This window comes from Streptomyces sp. T12 (assembly GCF_028736035.1).
In the GTDB taxonomy this organism is placed as follows: domain Bacteria; phylum Actinomycetota; class Actinomycetes; order Streptomycetales; family Streptomycetaceae; genus Streptomyces.
The window spans coordinates 8,244,798-8,265,501 of record NZ_CP117866.1; the positions used below are offsets into that span (position 1 = coordinate 8,244,798).

Sequence of the window (20,704 nt, forward strand, 5' to 3'; positions counted from 1 at the left end):
GGGACTCCTGCTGCGGGACGTGGGGTCGGATGGTCAGATGTCCCGGAAGATCTCGATCTGCGCCCCGATGGAGTTCAGGCGCTCGGCGAGGTCCTCGTAACCGCGGTTGATGACATACACGTTCCGCAGCACGGACGTGCCCTCCGCCGCCATCATCGCCAGCAGGACGACCACGGCGGGCCGCAGCGCGGGCGGGCACATCATCTCGGCGGCGCGCCAGCGGGTCGGGCCCTCGACCAGGACGCGGTGCGGGTCCAGCAACTGCAGCCTGCCGCCGAGGCGGTTGAGGTCGGTCAGATAGATCGCGCGGTTGTCGTAGACCCAGTCGTGGATCAGCGTCTTGCCCTGCGCGGCGGCCGCGATGGCCGCGAAGAAGGGGACGTTGTCGATGTTCAGGCCGGGGAACGGCATCGGGTGGATCTTGTCGATCGGCGCCTCCAGCTTGGAGGGCCGGACGGTGAGGTCCACCAGTCGCGTACGGCCGTTGTCCGCGAAGTACTCGGGCGTACGGTCGTGGTCGAGGCCCATCTCCTCCAGGACCGCCAGCTCGATCTCCAGGAACTCGATCGGCACCCGGCACACCGTCAGTTCCGACTCGGTGACCACGGCGGCGGCAAGCAGGCTCATCGCCTCGACCGGGTCCTCGGACGGCGAGTAGTCCACGTCCACGTCGATGTTCGGCACGCCGTGCACGGTGAGCGTGGTGGTGCCGATGCCCTCGACCCGGACGCCGAGTGCCTCCAGGAAGAAGCAGAGGTCCTGGACCATGTAGTTGGAGGACGCGTTGCGGATGACCGTCACGCCGTCGTGCCGCGCGGCGGCCAGCAGCGCGTTCTCGGTCACGGTGTCGCCGCGCTCGGTCAGCACGATCGGACGGTCGGGGCGTACGCCACGGTCGACCACGGCGTGGTACTGGCCCTCGGTCGCCGCCACGTCCAGGCCGAACCGGCGCAGCGCGATCATGTGCGGCTCGATGGTCCGCGTGCCGAGGTCGCAGCCGCCGGCGTACGGCAGCTTGAAGTGGGTCATGCGGTGCAGCAGCGGGCCGAGGAACATGATGATGGACCGCGTGCGTACGGCGGCCTCGGCGTCGATCGCCGCCATGTTCAGCTCGGCCGGCGGCACGATCTCCAGATCGACGCCGTCGTTGATCCAACGGGTGCGCACGCCGATGGAGTTGAGGACCTCGAGAAGGCGGTAGACCTCCTCGATGCGGGCGACACGGCGCAGCACCGTGTGGCCCTTGTTGAGCAGCGAGGCGCACAGCAGGGCCACGCATGCGTTCTTGCTGGTCTTGACGTCGATGGAACCGGACAGCCGACGTCCGCCGACGACCCTCAGATGCATCGGGCCGGCGTATCCCAGGGACACGATCTCGCTGTCCAAGGCCTCACCGATTCGGGCGATCATCTCAAGGCTGATGTTCTGGTTGCCGCGCTCGATGCGATTGACGGCGCTCTGGGAAGTGCCGAGCGCCTCGGCCAGCTGCGCCTGTGTCCAGCCTCGGTGTTGCCGGGCGTCACGGATGAGCTTGCCGATGCGTACGAGGTAATCGTCTGCCATGAGGTTGAGGTTATCTCAGATATGAGATGACACATCCCGAGGGGGGCCATTCGGGTGACGGGCCGTCAACGTCGCCTGGCGGCACGGGTCCGACGCCACCCGAAAGGACCGGGCAAATCCATCGATGTCGTATGACGTCCGGTACTGCTGTGTGTGCGTCGCGGACCGTGCTTACCGCCGGTGGTGATGGACCAGGAGTGCCGGTTGATGTTCAGCCGCACTCCGGGCAGGATCCGAAAGCTCTTGCGAAATGTGAGGGGCATGGACGCCTCCCTCCGAGGTCGTGGTACGTATCCCTCGGTTACCCCGACTTGGCGAACTGATGGCAGAACTCCACCGGCTCCTCGAAGGTGACCGAGGTCACCTGTTCGGCCGAGTGCAGGGGGGTGGCGGGAGCGAGGGCGTAGCGGTGCCGGGCCACCTCCCCGTCCTCCGGTCGCAGCTCCAGAACGCCCGGCTCCGGACAGCGCCACATCAGCTGTGTGACGTACTCCCCGAAGGCGTTCGCCAAGCTGCTCCATCCCCGGCCGTTGGCGCGGAGCTCGAACTCGGAGCACTCCATCACGCCGTAGTCGAAGGGGATGCTGCTCCAGTGCCCGATCAGCGCCTCGTCCAGGCCGGTCCGCGGATCCTCGGCGTCCTGCTCGGCGATCCAGAGCAGCAGGGCGGTGTCGGCACCGCCCAGGTCGACGACGCGGGTGCCGTGCATGAGTACGCCCAGGCCGTGCTCCTCGTCCCAGGAGCAGTCGAACTCGACGCCGACGTAGGGGATGCCGTCTCTCGCGACCGGGTGGACGTACAACGCGCTCACCCCGACGAGGGCTTCGGGGTCCGGCTTCTCTTGGCCCCTCTCCTCGGCGAGCGCCTCCTCGACTTCCGGCCGAACTGCCTCGTAGTGGGCGCGCAGTGCGGGCCGCAGCGCGGTGAGGAGCGCGGGCAGGTTCTCGACGGCCCGGGTGACCGACGCGATTTCGGCGTCGTGCAGGGGGTGGTCCTCGCGGCCCTCGGGGGCGTAGTGCAGGGGGACGGTCGCATCGTCGGCGGCCCACGTGCCCGGCGGCAGCGGCACCCGCGTCGTCCATGCGAAGTCGTCCCAGGAGAAGTCCGCCCGCTTGATCACCCGGTGAGCCTAGTCCCGCGGGCTGTGGGCGGGTGGGTAGGTGGGCAGGTGAGCAGGTGGAGAAGACCGGTGAGGCCGGCTCGACGCTCGCAGCGTCGAGCCGGCCTCACCGGTCTGTCGTCCGTCCCCTCGCGGCACCGAGCCTCCGCTCGGCGTCGCCGGTCAGTCCGTGCCCGACTCCATCGCGGCGCGGTCCAGCAGGGCGTCCTGCTCGGAGACCTCGCCGCGGGAGGCGATGGCCTCGGCGCCGCCCTCGGGCATCTCCGGCATCGTGCCGATCAGCCCGGTCGCGGCCGCCTGGGAGGCGCCGACGGCGGGGCTGCCGGTGCCGATCAGGCCGAGGCCGACGTACTGCTCCAGCTTGGCGCGCGAGTCGGCGATGTCGAGGTTGCGCATGGTGAGCTGGCCGATCCGGTCCACCGGGCCGAACGCCGAGTCCTCGGTGCGCTCCATCGAGAGCTTGTCCGGGTGGTAGCTGAACGCCGGGCCGGTGGTGTCGAGGATCGAGTAGTCCTCGCCGCGCCGCAGGCGCAGGGTGACCTCGCCGGTGATGGCCGCGCCGACCCACCGCTGCAGCGACTCACGGATCATCAGCGCCTGCGGGTCCAGCCAGCGGCCCTCGTACATGAGGCGACCCAGGCGCCGGCCCTCGTTGTGGTACTGGGCGAGGGTGTCCTCGTTGTGGATCGCGTTGACCAGGCGCTCGTACGCGGCGTGCAGCAGGGCCATGCCCGGCGCCTCGTAGATACCGCGGCTCTTGGCCTCGATGATCCGGTTCTCGATCTGGTCGGACATGCCCAGGCCGTGGCGGCCGCCGATGGCGTTGGCCTCCATCACCAGGTCGACGGGGGAGGCGAACTCCTTGCCGTTGACGGTGACCGGACGGCCCTGCTCGAAGCCGATCGTCACGTCCTCGGGGGCGATCTCGACCGACGGGTCCCAGAACCGGACACCCATGATCGGCTCGACGGTCTCGACCCCGGTGTCCAGGTGCTCCAGGGTCTTGGCCTCGTGGGTGGCGCCCCAGATGTTGGCGTCGGTGGAGTACGCCTTCTCCGTCGAGTCCCGGTAGGGCAGGTCGTGGGCGACCAGCCACTCCGACATCTCCTTGCGGCCGCCGAGCTCGGTCACGAAGTCCGCGTCCAGCCAGGGCTTGTAGATCCGCAGGTTCGGGTTGGCCAGCAGGCCGTACCGGTAGAACCGCTCGATGTCGTTGCCCTTGAAGGTCGAGCCGTCGCCCCAGATCTGTACGTCGTCCTCGAGCATCGCCCGCACCAGGAGGGTGCCGGTGACGGCGCGGCCGAGGGGCGTGGTGTTGAAGTACGCCCGCCCGCCCGAGCGGATGTGGAACGCCCCGCAGGTGAGCGCGGCCAGCCCTTCCTCGACCAGCGCGGCACGGCAGTCGACGAGGCGCGCGACCTCGGCGCCGTAGGTCTTCGCGCGGCCGGGCACCGAGGCGATGTCGGGCTCGTCGTACTGGCCGATGTCAGCGGTGTAGGTGCACGGGACGGCGCCCTTGTCGCGCATCCAGGCGACCGCGACCGAGGTGTCGAGACCGCCCGAGAAGGCGATGCCGACGCGCTCGCCGGTGGGGAGGGAGGTGAGGACCTTGGACATAGGAAGAGTATGCATGATTGCGCATGATCATGCAAAGGGGGTGCGTCGAAGGTCTCCCTCCATGGGGAACTTCATGGGGAGAAGGGCTCTGACGCGCGCGAAAGGGAGGCTGGGCATGACCATCCCGGCCCCATGTACTAGAGTTATCTCGACATCGAGATATCTGCCGAGGTGCACCGCAGCCGCGCGGCATCCCCGGTCCGACGGTAAGGGTTACCTAACTTAGCCTTACCTTAGCGGATCGGCCAAGTAGCCGTGGCGGCAGGATCGTGGTGGTACGCGCACATCAATGAAGGAGACTGTCGTGTCGGCGAACAGCTTCGACGCCCGCAGCACGCTGCAGGTGGGCGACGAGTCGTACGAGATCTTCCGGCTGGACAAGGTCGAGGGCGCCGCGCGCCTCCCCTACAGCCTGAAGGTGCTGCTGGAGAACCTCCTCCGCACCGAGGACGGCGCGAACATCACCGCCGACCACATCCGCGCCCTCGGCGGCTGGGACTCCCAGGCCCAGCCGTCGCAGGAGATCCAGTTCACGCCGGCCCGCGTGATCATGCAGGACTTCACCGGCGTGCCCTGTGTCGTCGACCTCGCCACCATGCGTGAGGCCGTCAAGGAGCTCGGCGGCGACCCCGCGAAGGTCAACCCGCTCTCCCCGGCCGAGCTGGTCATCGACCACTCCGTCATCGCCGACAAGTTCGGCACCAACGAGGCCTTCGCGCAGAACGTCGAGCTGGAGTACGGCCGCAACCGCGAGCGCTACCAGTTCCTGCGCTGGGGCCAGACCGCCTTCGACGACTTCAAGGTCGTCCCGCCCGGCACCGGCATCGTCCACCAGGTGAACATCGAGCACCTGGCCCGGACCGTCATGGTCCGCAACGGCCAGGCGTACCCCGACACCCTCGTCGGCACCGACTCCCACACCACCATGGTCAACGGCCTCGGCGTCCTGGGCTGGGGCGTCGGCGGCATCGAGGCCGAGGCCGCGATGCTCGGCCAGCCGGTCTCCATGCTCATCCCGCGCGTCGTCGGCTTCAAGCTGACCGGTGAGCTCAAGCCCGGCACCACCGCCACCGACCTCGTGCTGACCATCACCGAGATGCTCCGCAAGCACGGCGTCGTCGGCAAGTTCGTCGAGTTCTACGGCGAGGGCGTGGCCGCCACCTCCCTCGCGAACCGCGCCACCATCGGCAACATGTCGCCGGAGTTCGGCTCGACCGCCGCGATCTTCCCGATCGACGACGAGACCATCAAGTACCTGAAGCTCACCGGCCGCTCCGAGCAGCAGCTCGCGCTCGTCGAGGCGTACGCCAAGGAGCAGGGCCTCTGGCTGGACCCGAAGGCCGAGCCGGACTTCTCCGAGAAGCTGGAGCTCGACCTCTCCACGGTCGTCCCGTCCATCGCCGGCCCCAAGCGCCCGCAGGACCGCATCGTCCTCGCGAACGCCGCCCAGCAGTTCACGCAGGACGTCCGCAACTACGTCGACACCGTGGACGAGGCGGGCCAGGAGTCCTTCCCGGCCTCCGACGCCCCGGCGATCCACCCCAACGGCGCCCCGTCGAACCCGGTCACCGTGACCGCCCCCGACGGCTCGACCTACACGATCGACCACGGTGCGGTGACGGTCGCGGCCATCACCTCCTGCACCAACACCTCGAACCCGTACGTCATGGTCGCCGCCGCGCTCGTCGCGAAGAAGGCCGTGGAGAAGGGCCTGACCCGCAAGCCGTGGGTCAAGACCACCCTCGCCCCGGGTTCCAAGGTCGTCACCGACTACTTCGACAAGGCGGGGCTCACCCCCTACCTCGACAAGGTCGGCTTCAACCTCGTCGGCTACGGCTGCACCACCTGCATCGGCAACTCCGGCCCGCTGCCGGAGGAGGTCTCCAAGGCCGTCAACGACCACGACCTGGCCGTGACCTCGGTCCTCTCGGGCAACCGCAACTTCGAGGGCCGTATCAACCCCGACGTCAAGATGAACTACCTGGCCTCCCCGCCGCTGGTCGTCGCGTACGCCCTCGCGGGCTCCATGAAGGTGGACATCACCCGTGACGCCCTGGGCACCGACCAGGACGGTAACCCGGTCTTCCTGAAGGACATCTGGCCCTCCGAGGCCGAGGTCAACGACGTCGTGGCCAACGCCATCGGCGAGGACATGTTCAACAAGTCCTACTCCGACGTCTTCGCGGGCGACGCCCAGTGGCAGGCGCTGCCGATCCCGACCGGCAACACCTTCGAGTGGGACGCCGAGTCGACCTACGTCCGCAAGCCCCCGTACTTCGAGGGCATGACGATGGAGACCACCCCGGTCTCCGACATCACCGGCGCCCGCGTGCTCGCCAAGCTGGGCGACTCGGTGACGACGGACCACATCTCGCCCGCCGGTGCCATCAAGGCCGACACCCCGGCCGGCAAGTACCTCACGGAGCACGGTGTCGAGCGCCGCGACTTCAACAGCTACGGCTCCCGCCGCGGCAACCACGAGGTCATGATCCGCGGCACGTTCGCCAACATCCGCCTGCGCAACCAGATCGCGCCGGGGACGGAAGGCGGCTACACCCGCGACTTCACCCAGGCCGACGGGCCGGTGTCGTTCATCTACGACGCCTCCCGCAACTACATCGAGCAGGGCATCCCGCTGGCCATCCTGGCCGGCAAGGAGTACGGCTCCGGCTCGTCCCGCGACTGGGCCGCCAAGGGCACCGCGCTGCTCGGCGTCAAGGCCGTCATCGCCGAGTCGTACGAGCGCATCCACCGCTCGAACCTCATCGGCATGGGCGTGCTCCCGCTCCAGTTCCCGGAGGGCCAGTCCGCCGAGTCCCTCGGTCTGACCGGCGAGGAGACCTTCTCCTTCACCGGCGTCGAGGAGCTCAACAACGGCACCACGCCGCGCACGGTGAAGGTCACCACCGACACGGGCGTCGAGTTCGACGCGGTCGTCCGCATCGACACCCCCGGTGAGGCCGACTACTACCGCAACGGCGGCATCATGCAGTACGTGCTGCGCAGCCTGATCCGCAACTGAGCGATCAAGTAAGCGGTACGGCACGGCAGTCGAGGGCCGCATCCCCGGTGACGGGGGTGCGGCCCTTTGCCGTGCCCGCGCGGGGAAATCCCAGGTCATCACCCACCCTCAGGTGGAACACAGGATTCCCTCAGCGGGCAGGGACAGGATCGAGACATGTCCGCCACCGCAGGGCTCCGAAACGGCCGCGTCCGCGTGCTCATCGTCGACGACGAGCCCGCGCTCACCGACGTGCTCGACGGGATGCTGCTCGACCGGCACGGCCTCTGGGTGCCGCGCCGCCTGCGGTACGAGAACCCGGAGCTGCCCGTCCTCGGCGACCTGGTGCTGACCGAGGAGACCAACCTGCGCCGCAGGATCGACAAGGGCCGGGCACCGGTGATCCACACGGTGCGCGGGCTCGGGCACGCCAACAGGCCGGTGGAGGACGGGAGATGAGCACCGTGAACTCCCGGAAGCCGTGGCCGAGGCTGCTTGGCCGGTCGATGCGTACCCGGTCGATGCGCACCCGGCTGCTCCTCTTCATCGGCGCCACCCTCGTCGCCGTGTGCGCCGCGATGGCGCTCACCACCGTGTTCGTCCAACGCGCCTATCTGCTGGGCAACCTGGACGACCGGGTCACCAACGCCGCCGAGCGCAGCCTGGGCGGGGCCGTGCATCACCCGGAGCTCGCGGACAACCTGGGCTTCCTCAACGAGAACGGGCATCCGGTCGGCCTGCTCGCCGCCCGGCTCGACGACGACGGCGACATCCTCTCCGCCGAGGTCGTCAGCCAGGACGCGGCCCCGAGGAACCTGACCGACGCCCAGCGCGCGGCCCTCACGGGCATCGAGGCCGACGGCCGTAAGCACACCCGTACCGTGCCCGGCCTCGGCACCTACCGGATCACCGCGCTCGACAGCGACGGCGTGCGGGTGCTGACCGGGCTGCCGATGGACGACGTGCAGGACATGATCAGTGGCCTGGTCGTGGTGGAGGCGGTCGTCGCGGCCGCCGGACTCACCGTCGCGGGCTGCGTGTGCGCCGTGGTCATACGACGCCAGCTGCGCCCCCTCGACCGGGTCGCCGCCACCGCCGCCGAGGTCTCCCGCGCGCCGCTCGACCGCGGCGAGGTCACCGGCCTCACCCGGGTCCCGGCCGGGGACACCGACCCCGCCAGCGAGGCCGGCCAGGTCGGCGCCGCGCTCAACCGCATGATCGACCACGTCGAGTCCTGCCTCACCGCCCGTCAGCGCACCGAGGAACGCATGCGCCGCTTCCTCGCCGACGCCAGCCACGAACTGCGCACCCCGCTCGCCTCGATCGCCGGCTACGCCGAACTCATGAACCGCGGTACCGACCGGATCGAGCCGGTGCTCGCCTGGCGCCGGGTCTCCGCCGAGTCGGCCCGTATGACGGGCCTGGTCGAGGACCTTCTCCTGCTGGCCCGGCTCGACGAGGGCAGGCCGCTGCACTGCGCCGAGGTCGACCTCGCGGCGCTGGTCGCGGAGGCGGTGTGGGACGCGCGGGCCGCCGGGGACGGGCACGACTGGCAGCTCGAACTCCGCCTGGACGCCCCGGCGCTGGTCCTCGGTGACGAGGCCCGGCTCCACCAGGTGGTGGCCAACCTGCTGGCCAATGCCCGGGTCCACACCCCCGCGGGCACGACCGTGGTCGCCTGCGTCGAGGCCACCCCCGACCGCTGCGTGATCCGGGTACGGGACGACGGCCCCGGCATCCCGCCCGGACTCCTCCCAGAGGTCTTCGGCCGCTTCACCCGCGCCGACACCTCCCGGGCGCGCAGCGGTCCGTACGACGGCGGATCCGGTCTCGGCCTCGCCATCGTGGCGGCGATCGTCTCCGCGCACGGCGGCCGTATCGACGTGCGGAGCGAGCCGGGTCGTACGGAGTTCACCGTCGAGCTGCCGCCCGTGGGAGCCGAACCGCCGCTCCTCGACACAGTGTCGGGCCCGTCCGCCCCGGCCCCGGTGGCGTCCCCGCGGATGTTCGCCCGTAATCCCTGACAGGCCCTAGTTGTATTGATCACGAGCGTTGTTAACGCTGGCGCGGGGCTTGATCATGGCGAAGACCTCCGGTGTGGTGGAGCTGTCTAGGACTGCACCGCACGGAGGTCTTCATGTCCCACCGTAATGCCCGGCTGACCGTTCATGGCAGGCGGCTGCTGGTCGAACGTGTCTGCGCCGGTCGCCCGGTCGCCCATGTCGCAGCCGAGATGGGCATCTCCCGCGTCACGGCCCATAAGTGGATCCGCCGCTGGCGGGCCGAGGGCGAGCAGGGGCTGCACGACCGCTCCAGCCGGCCGATGACGACACCGCACCGCACGGCGGCCGCAGTCGAAGCCCGAGTGTGCCGACTGCGCCAGGACCGTAAGCTCGGTCCCGCCCGTCTCGGCCCGATCCTGGGCCTGCCCGCCTCGACCGTGCACCGTGTCCTGGCCCGGCACGGCCTGAACCGGCTGGCGTTCATGGACCGGCCCACCGGGCAGGTCATCCGCCGCTACGAACGCGCCCGCCCCGGCGAGCTGGTCCACGTCGACGTCAAGAAGCTCGGCCGGATCCCGGACGGCGGCGGCCACAAGACGCTGGGCCGTCAGGCCGGCCGGGCCACCCGCAGCGGCATGGGGTTCGACTACATCCATTCCGCCGTCGACGATCACTCCCGCCTCGCCTACAGCGAGATCCACCCCGACGAGAAGGTCGCCACCTGCGCGGGCTTCCTCACCCGCGCGGCCGCGTTCTTCCACGCGCACGGCATCACCCGCATCGAGCGCGTACTCACCGACAACGCCTGGGCCTACCGCAAGGGCCTGGCCTGGAAACACGCCCTCGCCCAGATCGGCGCCACCGGCAAACTGACCCGCATCCACCGGCCCCAGACCAACGGCAAGGTCGAACGCTTCCACCGCACCCTGCTCGAGGAATGGGCCTACCAGCGGCCCTACACCAGCAACGACGACCGCACCGCAGCCCTCGACAACTTCCTGCACACCTACAACCACCACCGCTGCCACACCGCACTCGGCGGCCAGCCACCCATCACCCGCGTCAACAACCCTGCGGGTCAATACACCTAGTGCGCCAGGCGTTTACATCTGCGCCACACGGCGCTACCTTCCGCAGCAGACGGGGTGGGAGCGCTCCCATAGCGGTGGACCGGAACCCGCCGCCCGGACCCGCTCCCGCCCCGCGTTCCGCACGCACCTCCACACACGCATCCGCACGGCCCGTGCCTGAAGGAACGGACTGAGTGTCATGATCCTGACAAACTCAGGGGCGACCGCGCCGCCGCCCCGCCGATTAACTCTCCCCACCCGCGCCAGAGCCCTCTTCCTCGTCCTGGTCTCCCTGCTCGCGACCATCCCCGCCGTGGCCCTCGTCATGAGTACCGGCGGTGAGGCGGAGGCCCACGGCACCCCCATGAAGCCGGGCAGCCGCACCTTCCTGTGCTGGCAGGACGGCCTCACCGACACCGGTGAGATCAAGCCGGTCAACCCGGCCTGCAAGGCGGCCCAACAGATCAGCGGCACAACGCCGTTCTACAACTGGTTCTCGGTGCTCCGCTCCGACGGCGCCGGCCGCACCCGTGGCTTCGTGCCCGACGGCGAGCTGTGCAGCGGCGGCAACACCAACTTCACCGGCTTCAACGTGCCGCGCGACGACTGGCCGCTCACCCACCTCACCTCGGGCGCGACGGTCGACTTCTCCTACAACGCCTGGGCCGCGCACCCCGGTTGGTTCTACGTCTACATCACCAAGGACGGCTTCGACCCGAAGCAGACCCTCACCTGGGACGACATGGAGGAGCAGCCCTTCCTGTCGGTCGACCACCCGCCGCTCAACGGCTCCCCGGGCACGGTCGAGGCCAACTACTCGTGGACAGGAAAGCTTCCTGACAACAAGTCGGGCCGCCACATCGTCTACATGGTCTGGCAGCGCTCCGACAGTCAGGAAACCTTCTACTCCTGCTCCGACATCGTCTTCGACGGCGGCAACGGCGAGGTGACCGGTATCAAGGAGCCCGGCAACCCGACCGACCCGGTGCCCGGCGCGTGCTCCGCCACCCGCCGTACGACCGGCAGTTGGTCCGGCGGCTACCAGTCCGAGGTGACCGTCACCAACTCCGGCGACGTGCCGATGCTCGGCTGGATGGTGGACTGGACGCTGCCTGCCGGCCAGAAGGTCGAAAGCCTCTGGAGCGGCAACGCGACCTACAACGGCCAGGACGTGATGGTCCACAACGCCGACTGGAACGGCTCCCTGAGTCCCGGTCAGAGCGCGACGTTCGGCTACGTCGTCTCCGGCTCCGGCGCGGACAGTACGACGACCCTGCCCTGCCGGGTGGGCTGAACCGCCGTTCGGTGCGGACCCGGTGGGCGTCGAACCGTCGCCCGCCGGGTCCGTCCGCCATCCGCGCACGGCGGAGCCCGAGGCGTGCGTGTCGAAGAAGTGTTTGACAGGAAAACAAACTGGTAACGGCAAGCAACCGAAGGGGGTTCGGCTTGGTCTAGCCCGCCATGAAGATCTCTTTCCTGCTGCACAACGCCTATGGGATCGGAGGCACGATCGCCACCACTTTCAACCTGGCCCAGGCGCTGGCCGAGCGGCACGAGGTGGAGATCGTCTCCGTGCTGCGCCACCGGGAACACCCGAACTTCACCCTGGATCCGAGAGTGTCCTTACGGCCCCTGGTGGATCTGCGCCAAGAGAAGGAACATCCCCTGCACCTGAGACCGGCAAGAGTGTTTCCAGTCGCCGAGTACCGCTACCAGCAGTACAGCGAGCTGACCGACCGGCGGATCGGCGAGTGTCTGGCGGCGATCGACGCCGACGTCGTCATCGGCACCCGGCCGGGCCTCAACGTGCACCTCGCGCTTCAGGCGCCGGAGCACGTCGTCCGCATCGGGCAGGAGCACCTCACCCTGGACAACCATCCGCCCCGGCTGCGCACCGCACTGCGCCGGGCCTACCGCCGGCTCGACGTGCTCACCACGGTCACCGAGGCGGACGCCGCCGCCTACCGGCGCAAGATGCGGCTGCCCGGCGTCCGGCTGGCGGCTCTCCCGAACAGCGTCCCCGATCCGGTGCTGCCCGCCGCGGACGGCACCGCGAAGGTGGTGGTCGCGGCCGGCCGACTGGTCCCGGTGAAGCGCTACGACCTGCTGATCGAGGCCTTCGCCCTGGTCGCCGCCGAGCGCCCGGACTGGCAGTTGCGCATCTACGGCAAGGGGGAGGAGCACGCCCGGCTGCGGCAGCTCGTCCACCGCCTCGGCCTGAGCGAGAGCGTCTTCCTGATGGGCGCGGCCGCCCCGATGGAGGCGGAGTGGGTCAAGGGCTCGATCGGCGCGGCCGCGTCCAACTTCGAGCCGTTCGGCATGACCATCGTCGAGGCGATGCGCTGCGGACTGCCGGTGGTGAGCACCGACTGCCCGTACGGACCCGGCGAGATCATCGAGGACGGCGTCGACGGCCGACTGGTGCCGGTCGGGAACCGGGACGCGCTGGGCGCCGCGCTGCTGGACCTGGTCCGCGACGACGAGCTGCGCCGGCGGATGGGCCGTACGGCGATGGAGAACGCGCGACGCTTCGCCCCGGTCCCGGTCGTGGAGCAGGCGGAGCGCCTGATCGACGAGGCGACCTCGGCCCGCAGGGCCGGGCAACCGGTCACACCGCAAAGCGGCCGAATACGGAGCGCCCTGGTCAGCCAGGGCTTTGCGGCACGCGACGCCGCGTATGCGGCGGCTTCCGGCGCCCTGCGCACGGTACGGAGGGGACGTCGATGAACGCCCGACCAGACAGGACACCCGGCACGGCACCCGACACGGCACGCGAGACGACCCGTGACACGCACCTTCGGGTCCACTGCACGGCCGACGCGGAGGGGCGGATCACCTTCGACCTTCGGCAACCGGCGACCGCCGCCCTGCAGTCGCCCCAGTTGCTGCTGCGGCTGCGCCCCAAGAAGGGCCAACCGGAGAAGCTCCTGCACGCGCTCGATCTGGAACCCGGGGACGACAGCCGTCTGCGCGCCGTCCTGGAACCGCAGCCCGCCCTCGCCGAGGGCCGGTGGGACGTCTACTTGCTCCCCGAACCCGGAGCGCAACGGCAGCGCATGCGCCCCGGGCTGCGTGACCTGCGCGCCCTCGTCGACGGACACACCCGTGACCACCCGTCACCGGTGGCCGTGCGCGTCCCGTACGCCACCAAGGACGGCTACCTCGCGGTGCGGGCCTGGCTGCGCACCGCCCACGCGGAGGTCGAGGGCATCGACGTCACGGACCGGTCGACGACGGTCAGGGCCCGGCTGCACGGCACCACGCTCGCCGAGGGAGCCGCTGTACGGCTGCGACTTCGGGGCGGTGACGGCGTCGTACGGACGCTGGGGCCGCAGGCCGAGAGTGACGGCCGGGCGTTTACCTTCACCGTGGACCACGAGGAGTTGGTCGCCGACCACGGTCCACGCACCGGCGCCGCAGCCCGCGTCTGGGACGTCTTCGTCCAGCCCCGACCCGCTGTGGGAGCCCCTCCGATCCGGATCTGCCGCCTGCTCGACGACGTGGCGGACCGCAAGGAGATCTTCGTCTATCCGACCGCCGCGGTCGGCGATGCCACGGTGCGTCCCTACTTCACGGTCGACAACGACCTCTCCGTGGAGGTGGCGGCCGCGACGGCGTGATGTCCGTTCTCGGGCGGACCCGGTGGGCGTTGAGTCGACGTCCACCGGGTCCGCGAGCCGGACGGGCCCGAGGGGGGGAAGAGGACCGTCCGATTCGTGAGTGGCTTGTGCGAGGTCCGTAGTGCGACAACGTTGTCGAATGGTCTGCCCGTGACTCTATCGCCTCAACGGGCAACAAAGTCAAGCCAGTTGGAAATCCGTGACGACCGGAGGTCAGCGCCTTCCGCCGGCCCGCTGCCCCATCCAGGTGACCGCCCCGCATGCCCCGCACCGGAATGCGCTCTTCCGTGGTACCGGTGACACACGCTACTGTCCCCGCGGCTTGTGCGACCTGTGGTGCGCGACCCGTCCGAAGGAGGAGGGGCCGCGTCATGCGTTTCCGTCCCGGACCGACCCTCAGAGGGCCTACGTCCTTGCTGCTGGCCGCCGTTCTCGCGGTCGCCGGTGCCACCCCCGCCCTCGCGGCGACCGCCGCGCCGGCATCCCCGCTCGTCGACGATCCCACCGCTTACGTCGACCCGCTCATCGGAACCAGGAACGGCGGCAACGTCTTCCCCGGCGCCGTCGTCCCGTTCGGCATGCTCTCCTTCAGCCCGGAGAACACCCGCGGCGACGCCACCCGCACTGCCGCACCCGGCGGCTACCACTACGACGCCACCCGCGTCCGCGGCTTCAGCCTCACCCACATGTCCGGCACGGGCTGCGCGGGCGGCAGCGGTGACATCCCGTTCTTCCCGTACGCCGGTGAGGTCGCCTCGTCACCCGCGAGCGACACCAAGGACGCCGTCTACGCGTCCGACTTCAGCCACGCCGACGAGAGCGCCGAGCCCGGCCGCTACCGGGTCCGGCTCGCCTCCGGCGTCACGGCCGACCTCACCGCCACCGCCCGCACCGGCTCGGCGCGCTTCACCTTCCCGGCGGACAAGCCCGCCTCGCTGCTCGTCAGGACCGCCAACTCCGAGGTGGGGTCGACCGATTCGACGGTCCGGATCGACCCGGAGGCCCGCACCATCTCCGGGTCCGTCACCTCCGGGAACTTCTGCGGGCACCTCGACCCCGAGGGGCGACGTGCCTACTACACCCTCCACTTCACCGCCCGCTTCGACCGCGCCTTCAAGGCGACGGGCACGTGGCGGGACGACAGGCTGAACCCGGGGTCCACCTCCTCGAACGGTGGCACCGGCGGGTTCGCGAACGGCGGGCGGCCGGTGGCCGGCAAGGGCTCCGGCGGCTACGTCGAGTTCGAGCCCGGCACCGGCCCGGTGAACGTCAAGGTCGGCATCTCCTACGTCAGCCAGGCCGGCGCCGAGGCCAACCTCGCGGCGGAGAACCCGCCGCACCGCTCCTTCGCCGCGGTGCGGGACGCCGCCCGCCGCGCCTGGCGGGACCGCCTCGCCGCGATCCGGGTCGGCGGCGGCACCGACGCCGAGCGCACCACCTTCTACACCGCGCTCTACCATTCCCTCCTCCACCCGAACGTCATCAGCGACACCGACCGCAGATATCGCGGCTCCGACGGCGAGGTCCACACCGTCACCCGCGGCCACAGGGCCCAGTACGGCACCTTCTCCGGCTGGGACGTCTACCGCGACCAGGTTCAGCTGCTCACCCTGCTGAACCCGCGCGTCGGCTCGGACATCGCCCAGTCCCTGTACGCGTTGGCTGAGCAGAACGGCGGCATCTGGGACCGCTGGCTGCACGGCGCGGGCGGCACGCACGTCATGAACGGCGACCCCTCACCCATCGCCCTGGCCGGCATCCGCGCCTTCGGCGGGACGGACTTCGACCTGCGCGGTGCGCTGCGCTCGCTCGTGAAGGCGGCGACCGTCCCAACCGAGCAGGACCTGTCATCGGCGGGGAAGCCGGTGCTGTCCGTCGGTCAACGCCCGTCTCTGGACAGGTACTTGCAGCACCACTACATGCCGTCCGTGTCGAATGCGTGGGGCGGTGCCGCCGAGACGCTGGAGATGTCCGGCGCCGACTTCGCCCTGTCCCAACTCGCCGCCGAGGCGGGGGAGTCGGAGACGGCGACGACCTTCGCCCGCCGCTCCCAGTGGTGGCAGAACAACTTCAACACCGCCGCCACCCCGGACGGCGGCTACCTCGCCAACCGCAAGGCCGACGGCAGCTGGGTCACCGGCTTCACCCCGGCCACCGGCAACGGGTTCGTGGAGGGAACGGCGGCCCAGTACACATGGATGGTCCAGCACAACCCGGCGGGCCTCTTCGCGGCGATGGGCGGACCCGACAAGGCTGTCGAGCGCCTCGACGCCTTCTTCCACCACGCCGACGGCAGCTGGGCCTTCACCGGCAGCGGCGGCGAGAAGTCCGAGCTGGACAACGAGCCGTCCATCAACGTGCCGTATCTCTACGCCTACGCGGGCGCCCCGTACAAGACGCAGGAGACGGTCCGCGCGGCGATGCGCGAGCTGTGGTCCACCGAGCCCGGCGGCATCCCGGGCAACGACGACCTCGGGGCGATGTCGTCCTGGTACGTCTTCGCCGCGCTCGGCATGTACCCCCAGGTGCCGTCCCGCGCCGAACTGGTCCTCGCCTCACCGCTGTTCCCGAGCATCGAGATCGCCCGCCCCGACGGCAACGACATCTCCGTGCGCGCGGTGGGCGCGGCGGCCGACGCGCCGTACGTCCACTCCCTGAAGGTCAACGGCCGTGCCGGCCGGCGCCCTTGGCTGCCCGCCTCCTTCGTACGCGACGGCGGGCGACTGGACTACTCCCTGTCCGGTTCGCCCGATCCCGCCTGGGGTACGTCCGCGGCCCCGCCGTCCTTCCGCGAGGGCGAGCAGCCGTACCAGATCGGCGTCGGCCCGACCACGGCGACTGTCGCGCCGGGCGGGAGCGCGAAGGTCGGCATCCGTGCCCTGTCGATGAGCGGGGGAGAGGGGCCCGAGGTGCGCTTCCGGGTCGAGGCACCCGACGGCATCACGGCAACGCCCGCCCATGGCACGGTGGTTGACGGCTCCCAGGAGATCACGCTGAGCTCCGCCGAGGGTGCGAACCAGGGCTTCTACGACGTCGAGGTGACCGTGACCTCGGGCGACACCTCCTACGCACAGCCCGTCTCCCTGACCGTCGCGGCCCCCGGCACCCTCCTCGCCGCCTACAACAACACCGGTATCTCCGACGACGCCGGCGACCACGACGAGGCCGACTACGACGGCGGCGGCTGGAGCTACTCTCGTCAGGCCCTCGCCGACGGCGGTCTGACGCCGGGCAGGCAAGGCGCGGTGGGCGGCCTGGCCTTCACCTGGCCCAGCTCGCCGGGCGGCCGGCCGGACAATGTCTCGGCAGCCGGTCAGACGATCCAACTCGACTCTCCCGCAACCCAGTTGTCCTTCCTCGGCAGTGGCGTCAACGGCAACCAGCAGTCCCAGGCCACCGTCACCTACACCGACGGCAGCACCGAGACGATCGACCTCGCCTTCACCGACTGGACCGTCGGCGGCGGCTCCGGCACGGTCCAGTACGGCAACGAGGTCGTCGCCCGGGCCGCGTACCGCAACGTCGCGGGCGCGGACCGGGACCCGGTCGCCACGTACGTCTTCGCCACGCGGCCGTTCACGGCCCCGACCGGCAAGGAGATCGCGCGCGTGAAGCTGCCGGACGACACCGGCCTGCACGTGTTCACGCTGGCTGTGCGCTGACGCCCAACACGGTTGGCAGCCAGTCCAGTTGGCGGCGCACGTGCACCGCGTCGCCGCCTTCGTGGCCGTTGAACGGATAGGCGTGGATCTCCTTGCGCGGCCCGGCGCCCGACAGCTCCGCATAGCGGTTGAAGGCGCCGTACGCCCCGCTCGGCGGGCACACCGTGTCGCGCAGGCCGACCCCGAAGTGGGCCGGGGCGTGGGCGCGCCGGGCGAAGGAGATCCCCTCCATGTAGGCGAGCGTGTCGTACGCGGCCCGCTCGGCGCCCCGGTGCACGGAGAGGTACGCGGTGATCTCGCCGTAGGGCGAGGCGTCGGTGAGGTCGAGTGCGCGCCGGATGCCGCACAGGAACGGGGCGGTGACCAGGAGGGCGGCGAGGTCGGGGACGAGCCCCGCGACGGCCAGGGCGAGCCCGCCGCCCTGGCTGTTGCCGACGGCGGCGATGCGTGAGGCGTCCACACCGGGCAGGGCGCGCAGTGCCGCGACCGCACGTACCGCGTCCGTGATCAGGCGGCGGTAGTGGTGGTCCCGCGGGGAGAGCAGGCCGCGTACCGCAGGGCCCGGGCCGCCCGGCGCCGTGGCGTGCGGGTCCGGGGTGGCGCCGCCGTTGCCGTACTGGTCGCCCTGGCCCCGATTGTCCATCAACAGATGCGCGTACCCGGCGTTCACCCAGGTCAGCCGCTCGTGCGGGAGGCCGCGGCCGCGGCCGTAGCCCGCGTACTCGACGACGGCGGGCAGCGGGCCGCGCGCCCCGGCCGGTCTGCTGAACCAGGCCCGCACCGGATCGCCGCCGAACCCCCGGAAGGTCACGTCCCAGGTCTCGGTCAGCCGCAGGCCACTCTCCACCGGGTGCGCCGACACCAACGCCTCCGGCTGCGCGGCCTCCTTGAGGGTGTCGCGCCAGAACTCGTCGAAGTCGGCGGGTTCCTGGGGATCCGGGCGGTAGCGCTCCAGGTCCTTGAGTGGCAGGTCGAACGCGGGCACCAGCGCCTCCGATCGTTGCGGTTCTACATCAGAATGTTTCGTTCTCTCGGACTCATCTCATTCACCGTCCCCTCAACTGGCCTTCCCCGTCAGCCCCATTGACAGCCATTACACCGGCCCCTAACCTCGCCGCAAAGTTGCCGGTACGACTCCGAAACTTTCGGTGCCACCGGGAGGCCACTGCATGAGCACCTCCACCACGTCGGTTCCACCGCCCGGCACACAGGGGCCGCCGCCGACCAAGGCTCCACCCCGCCGCGGCGGGCCACCGGCGCGCACCGGCTGGCGGCGGGCGCTGCGCCGGGACTGGCAGCTGTACTCGCTGGCCGTGCTGCCGCTGCTGTTCTTCCTGGTCTTCCGCTATCTGCCGATGATCGGCAACGTGATCGCCTTCCGGCGCTTCGAGCCGGGCGGTTCGATCTTCGGTGAGCAGTGGGTGGGCCTGCGCTATGTCGAGATGTTCCTCAGCGACCCCACCTTCTGGCAGGTGTTCCGCAACACCCTCTGGCTCGGCGGGCTCACGCTCGTCTTCTGCTTCCCGATCCCGATCGTGCTCGCGCTGCTGCTCAACGAGGTGCGCAGGCGTGCGCTGAAGCGCTTTGTGCAGTCGGTGTCGTACCTTCCGCACTTCCTGTCGATCGTGATCGTCGCCGGCATCACCATGCAGATGCTCGCCACGGACGGGCCGGTCAACCACGCCCTGGGGTGGTTCGGGCACGGCCCGATCCGGTTCATCCAGGAGCCCGAGTGGTTCCGCACCGTCTACGTCGGCTCCGAGATCTGGCAGACCGCCGGCTGGGGCACGATCCTCTACCTCGCCGCGCTCACCACCATCGACGAGGACCTGTACGAGGCCGCCCGCATCGACGGCGCCAATCGCTGGCAGCAGATCTGGCACGTCACCCTGCCCGGCATCCGCCCGACCATGATCACGCTGCTGATCCTCAACATCGGCACGTTCATGGCGGTCGGCTTCGAGAAGGTCCTGCTGCTGTACAACCCGCTGACCTATCCGACCGCCGACGTGATCTCGACGTATCTGTACCGCACGGGCGTCGAGTCCAACAGCTTCAGCTACGCCGCCGCCATCGGGCTGTTCGAGGCGATCATCGGCCTGGTGCTGATCACGTCCGCGAACCAGCTCTCACGCCGCACAGTGGGGACCAGCCTGTGGTGAAGCCGAGCCGTTCCTACCGCGTCTTCCAGGGCGTCAACGGCGTCATCCTCACTCTGGTCGTGATCGTCACCCTGTACCCGTTCGCCAACATCGTCGCCCGCTCGTTCAGTTCGGAGCGGCAGATCCGGGCCGGTGAAGTGACGCTGTGGCCCGAGGGGTTCAACCTCACCACGTACCGAATCGTGTTCCAGGACTCCATGTTCTGGCGCAACTACGGCAACACCGTGCTGTACACGGTGGTGGCCACCACCGTCGCCATGATCCTGACCACCTGTTATGCCTACGTCCTGTCGAAGAAGCACCTCAAGGGACGCGGCGTACTCGTCGGCGTCGCCGTGTTCACCATGTTCTTCACCGGCGGCCTGATCCCCAACTACGTCCTGGTCACCGGCCTCGGCCTGAAGAACAGCGTCTGGGCCATAGCGCTGCCCAACGCGATCAGCGTGTTCAACCTGCTGGTGATGAAGGCCTTCTTCGAGAGCCTGCCCACCGAACTGGAGGAGGCCGCGCAGATCGACGGCCTGAGTACGTACGGCATTCTGCTGCGGATCGTGCTGCCCCTGTCGAAGGCGGTCGTCGCGACGATGGTGCTGTTCTACTCGGTGTCCTTCTGGAACTCCTGGTTCAGCGCCTTCCTCTACATGGACAAGTCCGAGCTCATGCCGGTCACCGTCTATCTGCGCAACCTCATCTCCGGCGCCACCACGGGCGGCAACGCCGGTGCCGCCGACGCGCAGCTCAGCCAGGTCGGGGCCAACATCCAGGCCGTCACGATCGTGCTGACCTCGCTGCCGATCCTCTGCGTGTACCCGTTCGTCCAGCGCTACTTCGTCTCGGGCGTGATGCTCGGCGCGGTCAAGGGCTAACAAAGGAGTGCCCGTGTCAT

The 20,704-nt window shown here is 69.8% G+C and carries 15 protein-coding genes; 10 read left to right on the forward strand and 5 right to left on the reverse strand.

Features of this window, described 5'->3' with window-relative positions; genetic code table 11:
- Positions 1–33 precede the first annotated feature (33 nt).
- The 4 genes from PBV52_RS37050 to argG form a co-directional block, all read right to left on the reverse strand.
- A complete protein-coding gene (locus PBV52_RS37050; RefSeq protein WP_274244608.1) occupies positions 34–1,563 on the reverse strand; it encodes a UDP-N-acetylglucosamine 1-carboxyvinyltransferase in 1,530 nt (509 codons plus the stop codon).
- A 65-nt stretch (positions 1,564–1,628) separates the two neighbouring features.
- Positions 1,629–1,826, reverse strand: coding sequence for a DUF4236 domain-containing protein (locus tag PBV52_RS37055; RefSeq protein WP_274244610.1), 198 nt, complete (start codon positions 1,824–1,826; stop codon positions 1,629–1,631).
- A gap of 38 nt (positions 1,827–1,864) precedes the next feature.
- The gene (locus PBV52_RS37060) at positions 1,865–2,683 is read right to left on the reverse strand and encodes a hypothetical protein (protein ID WP_274244612.1); all 819 of its coding nucleotides are present in this window, start codon (positions 2,681–2,683) and stop codon (positions 1,865–1,867) included.
- Positions 2,684–2,845: 162 nt separating this feature from the next.
- Positions 2,846–4,300 (reverse strand): argininosuccinate synthase, encoded by a 1,455-nt coding sequence (gene argG, locus PBV52_RS37065; RefSeq protein WP_274249815.1) that lies wholly within the window; start codon positions 4,298–4,300, stop codon positions 2,846–2,848.
- Positions 4,301–4,604: 304 nt separating this feature from the next.
- On the opposite strand from argG, the gene acnA reads away from it, so the two are divergent.
- The 8 genes from acnA to PBV52_RS37105 all read left to right on the forward strand — a co-directional run bounded on the left by acnA (position 4,605) and on the right by PBV52_RS37105 (position 17,656).
- The gene (acnA, locus tag PBV52_RS37070; protein WP_274244614.1) at positions 4,605–7,322 is read left to right on the forward strand and encodes an aconitate hydratase AcnA; all 2,718 of its coding nucleotides are present in this window, start codon (positions 4,605–4,607) and stop codon (positions 7,320–7,322) included.
- A 156-nt stretch (positions 7,323–7,478) separates the two neighbouring features.
- A complete protein-coding gene (locus PBV52_RS37075; protein WP_274244616.1) occupies positions 7,479–7,760 on the forward strand; it encodes a hypothetical protein in 282 nt (93 codons plus the stop codon).
- Positions 7,757–9,325 carry a cell wall metabolism sensor histidine kinase WalK gene (locus PBV52_RS37080; protein WP_274244618.1) on the forward strand — a complete coding sequence of 523 codons (1,569 nt, stop codon included), beginning with the start codon at positions 7,757–7,759 and terminating at the stop codon, positions 9,323–9,325. Before PBV52_RS37075 ends, PBV52_RS37080 begins: the two co-directional genes overlap by 4 nt.
- A 113-nt stretch (positions 9,326–9,438) precedes the next feature.
- A complete protein-coding gene (locus PBV52_RS37085) occupies positions 9,439–10,395 on the forward strand; it encodes an IS481 family transposase (RefSeq protein WP_274244620.1) in 957 nt (318 codons plus the stop codon).
- Positions 10,396–10,573: 178 nt separating this feature from the next.
- Positions 10,574–11,668: a lytic polysaccharide monooxygenase gene (locus PBV52_RS37090; RefSeq protein ID WP_274244622.1), complete on the forward strand. Its 1,095-nt coding sequence runs from the start codon at positions 10,574–10,576 to the stop codon at positions 11,666–11,668.
- 167 nt (positions 11,669–11,835) lie between these two features.
- On the forward strand, positions 11,836–13,101 hold the full coding sequence (locus PBV52_RS37095; RefSeq protein WP_274244624.1) for a glycosyltransferase family 4 protein: 1,266 nt from the start codon (positions 11,836–11,838) through the stop codon (positions 13,099–13,101).
- Positions 13,098–13,994 carry a transferase gene (locus tag PBV52_RS37100; protein WP_274244626.1) on the forward strand — a complete coding sequence of 299 codons (897 nt, stop codon included), beginning with the start codon at positions 13,098–13,100 and terminating at the stop codon, positions 13,992–13,994. The genes PBV52_RS37095 and PBV52_RS37100 overlap by 4 nt, the downstream gene beginning before the upstream one ends.
- A 371-nt stretch (positions 13,995–14,365) precedes the next feature.
- Positions 14,366–17,656, forward strand: coding sequence for a GH92 family glycosyl hydrolase (locus PBV52_RS37105; protein ID WP_274244628.1), 3,291 nt, complete (start codon positions 14,366–14,368; stop codon positions 17,654–17,656).
- Here PBV52_RS37105 and PBV52_RS37110 read toward each other — a convergent pair.
- Positions 17,637–18,641 carry an acetylxylan esterase gene (locus tag PBV52_RS37110; protein WP_274244631.1) on the reverse strand — a complete coding sequence of 335 codons (1,005 nt, stop codon included), beginning with the start codon at positions 18,639–18,641 and terminating at the stop codon, positions 17,637–17,639. The two genes, PBV52_RS37105 and PBV52_RS37110, sit on opposite strands and share 20 nt — an antisense overlap.
- Before the next feature lie 184 nt (positions 18,642–18,825).
- Here PBV52_RS37110 and PBV52_RS37115 point away from each other — a divergent pair, with 184 nt between their 5' ends.
- The gene (locus PBV52_RS37115; protein ID WP_274244633.1) at positions 18,826–19,818 is read left to right on the forward strand and encodes a sugar ABC transporter permease; all 993 of its coding nucleotides are present in this window, start codon (positions 18,826–18,828) and stop codon (positions 19,816–19,818) included.
- Positions 19,812–20,684 (forward strand): carbohydrate ABC transporter permease, encoded by an 873-nt coding sequence (locus PBV52_RS37120; protein WP_274244634.1) that lies wholly within the window; start codon positions 19,812–19,814, stop codon positions 20,682–20,684. The genes PBV52_RS37115 and PBV52_RS37120 overlap by 7 nt, the downstream gene beginning before the upstream one ends.
- Positions 20,685–20,704 lie beyond the last annotated feature (20 nt).